Below are 6,514 nucleotides of genomic sequence, written 5' to 3'. Positions count from 1 at the left end.
GCCGCGGCCAGCTTGGCAGTGGTTCTGAGGGTGGTTTGGCGCATCATCATTCAGGTATAGCTGTGAAATTGCTGCGGTTCTGAAATTGGCGCGCGCCTAGTTTGTGTGAATTATCAACGCCTGCAAGGGAATTAATAGCGTATGGCTATATCAATTCAGACGTTGCGTCGATACTGGCCGCCTACGGTGAAGAAGGTGTCCGTGACCTGTTGCAGCGTGCAGACTCGCGCGGCATCCATCAGCACCTCGAAGACGTTCTCATCGCTGGAGGTGGCCGCCGCGAGACGTGCCAGCGCGGCCGGGGCCTCGTCGCGGTGGCGAGCCGTGAATTCGCTGACTCGTTGCAGCTGGGACTGCTTTTCGGATTCGGTGCCGCGGGCCAATTCCAGGACCCGGTGTTCTTCCTCGTGCGGATTGCGGAAGGTGTTGACGCCGATGATCGGGAGGCTGCCGTCGTGCTTGCGGCGCTCGTAGAGCATCGACTCGTCCTGGATGCGGCCGCGCTGATAGCCGGTCTCCATCGCACCGAGCACGCCGCCGCGTTCGCTGATCCGCTCGAATTCGCGCAGCACGGCCTCTTCGACCAGGTCGGTGAGCTCGTCGATGATGAAGCTGCCCTGCAAGGGATTCTCGTTCATCGCCAACCCCCATTCCCGGTTGATGATGAGCTGAATCGCCAGGGCGCGGCGCACCGACTCCTCGGTGGGCGTGGTGACGGCCTCGTCGTAGGCATTGGTGTGCAGGCTGTTGCAGTTGTCGTACACGGCGATCAGCGCTTGCAATGTGGTGCGAATGTCGTTGAAGCTCATCTCCTGCGCGTGCAGCGACCGCCCGGAGGTCTGAATGTGGTACTTCAGCTTCTGCGAACGGTCGTTGGCCCCGTACTTGTCGCGCATGGCGATCGCCCAGATCCGCCGCGCCACCCGGCCGATCACCGAGTACTCGGCGTCCATCCCATTGGAGAAGAAGAACGACAGGTTGGGCGCGAAATCGTCGATATCCATGCCGCGCGCCAGATAGGCCTCCACATAGGTGAAGCCGTTGGCCAAGGTGAAGGCCAGCTGGCTGATCGGGTTCGCCCCGGCCTCGGCGATGTGATAGCCGGAGATGGACACCGAGTAGAAGTTGCGAACACCGTTGCGCACGAACCATTCCTGGATATCAGCCATCATGCGCAGGCTGAATTCGGTCGAGAAGATACAGGTGTTCTGCCCCTGATCCTCCTTGAGAATGTCGGCCTGCACGGTCCCGCGCACGGTGGCGAGGGTGCGGGCGCGCAACTCTGCCGCCTCCTGGGTGCTCGGCTCCCGGCCCTGCTCGTCCGAGAACTGTTGCACCGCTTGATCGATGGCCGCGTTCAGGTAGTAGGCGAGAATCGTCGGCGCGGGCCCGTTGATGGTCATCGACACCGACGTGGTCGGCGCATCCAGATCGAATCCGTCGTAGAGCGCCTTCATATCGTCGAGCGAGGCGATGGAAACCCCCGAGGTCCCCACCTTCCCGTAGATGTCCGGCCGCTCCGCCGGATCGTGCCCGTACAGCGTCACCGAATCGAACGCGGTCGAAAGCCGCTTGGCCTCGGCATGTTCCGACAGCACCTTGAACCGCCGATTGGTCCGGAACGCGTCACCCTCCCCGGCGAACATTCGCGCCGGGTCCTCGTTGTCCCGCTTGAACGCGAACACCCCGGCCGTGAACGGGAACCGCCCCGGCAGATTCTCCGAGCGCAGGAAACGCAGCAGCTCACCGTGATCGGTGAACCGGGGGAGCGCCACGCGCGGAATCGAACTGCCGGACAGTGTTTCCCGCCGCAGGGTGGTTCGCAACTCCCGATCGCGAACTCGAACGACCTGCTCGTCACCCCGGTACGACTCGGCGACAGACGGCCACTCCGCCAGCAGTGCGGCATTTTCCGGTGCCAGGTCGGCGCGGGCGGTTTCCAGAAGCGCCCCCACTTCCGATGACGACGGTGATGAGGTTGACGAGGATGTGGTCAGTTCGTCCAGCACCAGCTGGAGTCGCTGCACGCGCTGCGCCGCACCGATCTGTCGTTCCGTGTCCGCGTGGTAATCCCGGACCGCCTCGGCGATCTCGGCCAGGTAGCGCACGCGTTGTGGCGGGATGATCTGGGCGAACCGGGTCGAGGCGCGGGTGTTCACCCGCGGCAGCACACCCTCTTGGAGTGGCAGCCCAGCCGCTCCGAGGAGTTCGGCCAAGTGCTGGTAGAGCGCGGTCACGCCGTCGTCGTTGAATGTGGCCGCGCTGGTGCCGAATACCGGCATGTCCTCCGGCATGGCGTGGAAGTCCTCGCGGTTGCGCACCAGCTGCCGGGACACGTCGCGCAGCGCGTCCTCCGCCCCGCGCCGCTCGAACTTGTTGATGGCCACCACATCCGCGTAATCGAGCATGTCGATCTTCTCGAGCTGGGAGGCGGCCCCGAACTCCGGCGTCATCACGTACAGCGAGACGTCCACGTGTTCGGCGATGGCCGCGTCGCCCTGACCGATGCCGGGCGTCTCGAGGACGACCAGATCGAATCCCGCTGCCTTGCAGGCGATCACCATGGTGTCGATGTCGTTCGGCAGTTCGCGTCCGCCCCGGGTGGCCAGCGAGCGGAAGTAGACGCGCTCGCCGTCGAGGGCGTTCATCCGGATCCGGTCACCCAGCAGCGCGCCACCACCACGCCGTCGCGTCGGATCGACCGCGAGCACCGCGACCCGCAGCTTGTCCTGCTGATCGGTGCGCAGCCGTCGAATGAGTTCATCTGTGAGAGAGGACTTTCCGGAACCACCGGTGCCCGTGATGCCGAGCACCGGCACGCGCCGCGCGGCCGCCGCGGCGGCCAGTGCCGCCCGATCCGCTTCCGGAAGGGTGCCCTGTTGCAGACAGGTGAGCGTGCGTGCCAGTGCCGCACGATCCCCGCTCAGCACCGCGTCCACCGCGGCGGGCTGCGATGAAAGATCCACGTCGCAAGCCGAAATCAGCTGACTGATCATCCCCGGCAGCCCGAGCCGCTGCCCGTCCTCCGGCGAGAAGATGGTCACCCCCGACTCGGCCAGCCGTGCGATCTCCTCGGGAATGATCACCCCGCCGCCCCCGCCGAAGATCTGCACGTGCCCGGCCCCGGCCTCCTTCAACGCCTTGGCCAAGTACTCGAAGTACTCGATGTGCCCGCCCTGATACGAGCTGACCGCGATGCCCTGCACGTCCTCGGTGACGGCCGCGTCCACGACCTCCCGCACGGCCCGGTTATGCCCCAGATGAATCACCTCGGCCCCCTGGGCCTGAAGAATTCTTCGCATGATGTTGATGGCCGCGTCATGGCCATCGAAGAGCGCAGCAGCGGTAACGAACCGCACTGGATTGACCGGGACATGCAGATCGGGCATGTCATCCTCCGCACGGAGAGCCTGTTGGTTGCTGTGAATTATCACACATCCATTACTTGGATGTCCAACTATAGGATCGCCACAGACCGCGCAATCGGCGCGCAAGCTTCACAGCCTTCGAGACAGGACTGGCATGGTTCGCGAACTGACTCATTTCATCGGCGGCAAGCACGTACCGGGAACTTCGGGCAACTTCGGCGATGTGTTCAACCCGAGCACCGGGCAGGTTCAGGCCAAGGTGCCGCTGGCGAGCAAGAGTGAGGTCGAGGCGGTCATCGCGAACGCCGCCGCCGCGCAGCCCGCGTGGGCCGCCATGAACCCGCAGCGACGCGCGCGGATCCTGATGAAGTTCCTGACCTTGGTGCAGGACGAGATGGACTCGCTGGCCGCGCTGCTGTCCAGCGAGCACGGCAAGACCGTCGCCGACGCCAAGGGCGACATCCAGCGCGGCCTCGAGGTCATCGAATTCGCCTGCGGCATCCCGCATCTGCTCAAGGGCGAGTATACCGAGAGCGCCGGCACCGGCATCGACGTGTACTCCATGCGGCAGCCGCTGGGCGTGGTCGCGGGCATCACCCCGTTCAACTTCCCGGCCATGATCCCGCTGTGGAAGGCCGGTCCGGCGCTGGCCTGCGGTAATGCCTTCGTGCTCAAGCCTTCCGAGCGCGACCCCTCGGTGCCGCTGCGGCTGGCCGAGCTGTTCCTCGAGGCCGGACTGCCCGCGGGCATCTTCAATGTCGTCAACGGCGACAAGGAAGCCGTGGACACGCTGCTGCACGACGAGCGCATCAAGGCCGTCGGCTTCGTGGGCTCGACCCCGATCGCGCAGTACATCTACGAGACCGCATCGGCCAACGGCAAGCGCGCGCAGTGCTTCGGCGGGGCCAAGAACCATGCCATCGTCATGCCCGACGCCGACCTCGACGATGTCGCCGACCAGCTGATCGGTGCGGGCTACGGCTCGGCTGGTGAGCGCTGCATGGCCATCTCGGTCGCCGTGCCGGTGGGCGAGGAGACGGCGGATCGCCTGCGCGCCAAGCTGATCGAGCGCATCGGCAAACTCAACGTCGGCGTCTCCGACGATCCGGGCGCGGACTTCGGCCCGCTGGTCGGGCGCGACGGCGTGGACCGTGTGAACAACTATGTGCAGATCGGCGTCGACGAGGGCGCGGAGCTCGTCATCGACGGCCGCGGCCTGGTGGTCGAGGGCGGCGAGGACGGATTCTTCGCGGGCGCGACGCTGTTCGACAACGTGACCGCCGATATGCGGATCTACAAGGAAGAGATCTTCGGCCCGGTGCTGTCCATCGTGCGGGCCAAGGACTACGAAGAGGGCCTGCGCCTGGCCAACGAGCACGAATACGGCAACGGCGTCGCCATCTTCACCCGCGACGGCGACACCGCCCGCGACTTCGCCGCCCGCGTGCAGGTCGGCATGGTCGGCATCAATGTCCCGATCCCGGTGCCGATCGCCTACCACACCTTCGGCGGCTGGAAGCGTTCCGGCTTCGGCGATCTCAACCAGCACGGCCCGGACTCGATCCGCTTCTACACCAAGACCAAGACGGTGACCCAGCGCTGGCCCGCCGGGCAGAAAGAGTCCAACGCCTTCGTCATCCCGACCATGGACTGACGTGATGTTCGTACTGGACGAGGACGAGAAGGCGATCGTCGAGACCGCCCGCGACTTCGCCGACGAACTGCTCGCGCCCAATGCCCTGGAATGGGATGAGCGCAAGCACTTCCCGGTCGATGTGCTGCGCAAGGCGGGCTCGCTCGGCATGGGCGGCATCTACGTGCGGGAAGACGTGGGCGGCTCGCAGCTGCGGCGGCTGGACGCCGTGCGCATCTTCGAGCAGCTCTCCACCGGCTGCCCGGCCATCGCCGCCTACATCTCCATCCACAACATGGCGACGTGGATGATCGACACGTACGGCACCGCCGCCCAGCGTGATCGCTGGCTGCCGGGCCTGACCTCGATGGACCTGCTCGGGTCCTACGCGCTCACCGAACCCTCGGTGGGCTCGGACGCGGCGGCCTTGAGCACCAAGGCCGTTCGCGACGGCGAGGACTACATCCTCAATGGCGCAAAGCAGTTCATCTCCGGAGCGGGAGCCAATGACGTGTACGTCATGATGGTCCGCACCGGAGACGCCGGGTCGCGCGGCATCTCGGCGCTGATCGTCCCGGCCGACACCCCGGGACTCTCGGTGGGGCCGAACGAACGCAAGATGGGCTGGAACGCGCAGCCCACCCGGCAGGTCATCCTCGAGGATGCCCGGGTGCCGGTCGCCAACCTGCTCGGCGACGAGGGGGACGGCTTCCGCATCGCCATGAACGGGCTCAACGGCGGGCGGCTGAACATCGCCGCCTGCTCGCTCGGCGGTGCGCAGGCCGCGCTGGATCGGACCGTGTCGTATCTGGCGCAGCGTAAGGCGTTCGGCTCGCGACTGCTGGACAACACCGCCCTGCAATTCGAACTCGCCGATATGCGCACCTCCCTGGAGGCCGCCCGCACCCTGCTGTGGCGTGCGGCCGCCGCCCTGGACGCCGACGCCGACGACAAGGTCGAGCTGTGCGCCATGGCCAAGCGGTTCGCCACCGACGCCGGATTCGAGGTGGCCAACAAGGCCCTGCAACTGCACGGTGGCTACGGTTACCTGGCCGAATACGGCATCGAGAAGATCGTTCGCGACCTGCGGGTGCATCAGATTCTCGAGGGGACGAACGAAATCATGCGGGTGGTCGTCGCCCGCTCGGTGGTAGGAGCAGCATGAGCGAGACGGTGAACGAACCCGAGGTTCTGGTCGAGAAGCGCGACGGGCTCGGCCTGATCACGCTCAACCGCCCCCGCGCCATCAACGCGCTCAACCACCCGATGGCGCTGACCATCCTGGAGGCGCTGCGCGCCTGGGCGGACGACGACGAGGTGCGCACGGTGGTCCTCACCGGCGCGGGCGAGCGCGGGCTGTGCGCGGGCGGCGATATCGTCGCCATCCACAACGACGCCAAGCACGCTGTCGCACAGGGTGATTCGCCGGAGGTCTCGGCCGATTCGCCGAGCGGCAAGTTCTGGCGCGACGAGTACATTGCGCGACGGCCGCACCGGCGCGCCCCTGCACCGG

Annotated in this window: 4 protein-coding genes; 3 read left to right on the top strand and 1 reads right to left on the bottom strand. The window is 66.1% G+C overall.

Annotated elements, in window-relative coordinates:
• Positions 1–155: 155 nt before the first annotated feature.
• Entirely contained in the window at positions 156–3,389 is a 3,234-nt protein-coding gene (gene icmF, locus ACWELQ_RS34430; protein WP_452401199.1) for a fused isobutyryl-CoA mutase/GTPase IcmF, read from the bottom strand.
• A gap of 133 nt (positions 3,390–3,522) precedes the next feature.
• On the opposite strand from icmF, the gene ACWELQ_RS34425 reads away from it, so the two are divergent.
• The 3 genes from ACWELQ_RS34425 to ACWELQ_RS34415 form a co-directional block, all read left to right on the top strand.
• Entirely contained in the window at positions 3,523–5,022 is a 1,500-nt protein-coding gene (locus ACWELQ_RS34425) for a CoA-acylating methylmalonate-semialdehyde dehydrogenase (RefSeq protein ID WP_452401198.1), read from the top strand.
• 4 nt (positions 5,023–5,026) lie between these two features.
• Entirely contained in the window at positions 5,027–6,166 is a 1,140-nt protein-coding gene (locus tag ACWELQ_RS34420) for an acyl-CoA dehydrogenase family protein (RefSeq protein ID WP_452401200.1), read from the top strand.
• On the top strand, positions 6,163–6,514 hold a 352-nt coding region (locus tag ACWELQ_RS34415), incomplete at its 3' end, for an enoyl-CoA hydratase/isomerase family protein (RefSeq protein WP_452401197.1). The genes ACWELQ_RS34420 and ACWELQ_RS34415, both read left to right, overlap by 4 nt.

This window comes from Nocardia sp. NPDC004722 (genome assembly GCF_053601505.1).
Note: the sequence above shows the minus strand (reverse complement) of the source record. Positions and strands in the feature narration are given on the sequence as shown.

Bases quoted from the DNA above. Each gene is read 5' to 3' on its own strand.
- icmF (WP_452401199.1), bottom strand. From the start codon at position 3,389: ATGCCCGATCTGCATGTCCCGGTCAATCCAGTGCGGTTCGTTACCGCT.
- ACWELQ_RS34425 (WP_452401198.1), top strand. From the start codon at position 3,523: ATGGTTCGCGAACTGACTCATTTCATCGGCGGCAAGCACGTACCGGGA.
- ACWELQ_RS34420 (WP_452401200.1), top strand. From the start codon at position 5,027: ATGTTCGTACTGGACGAGGACGAGAAGGCGATCGTCGAGACCGCCCGC.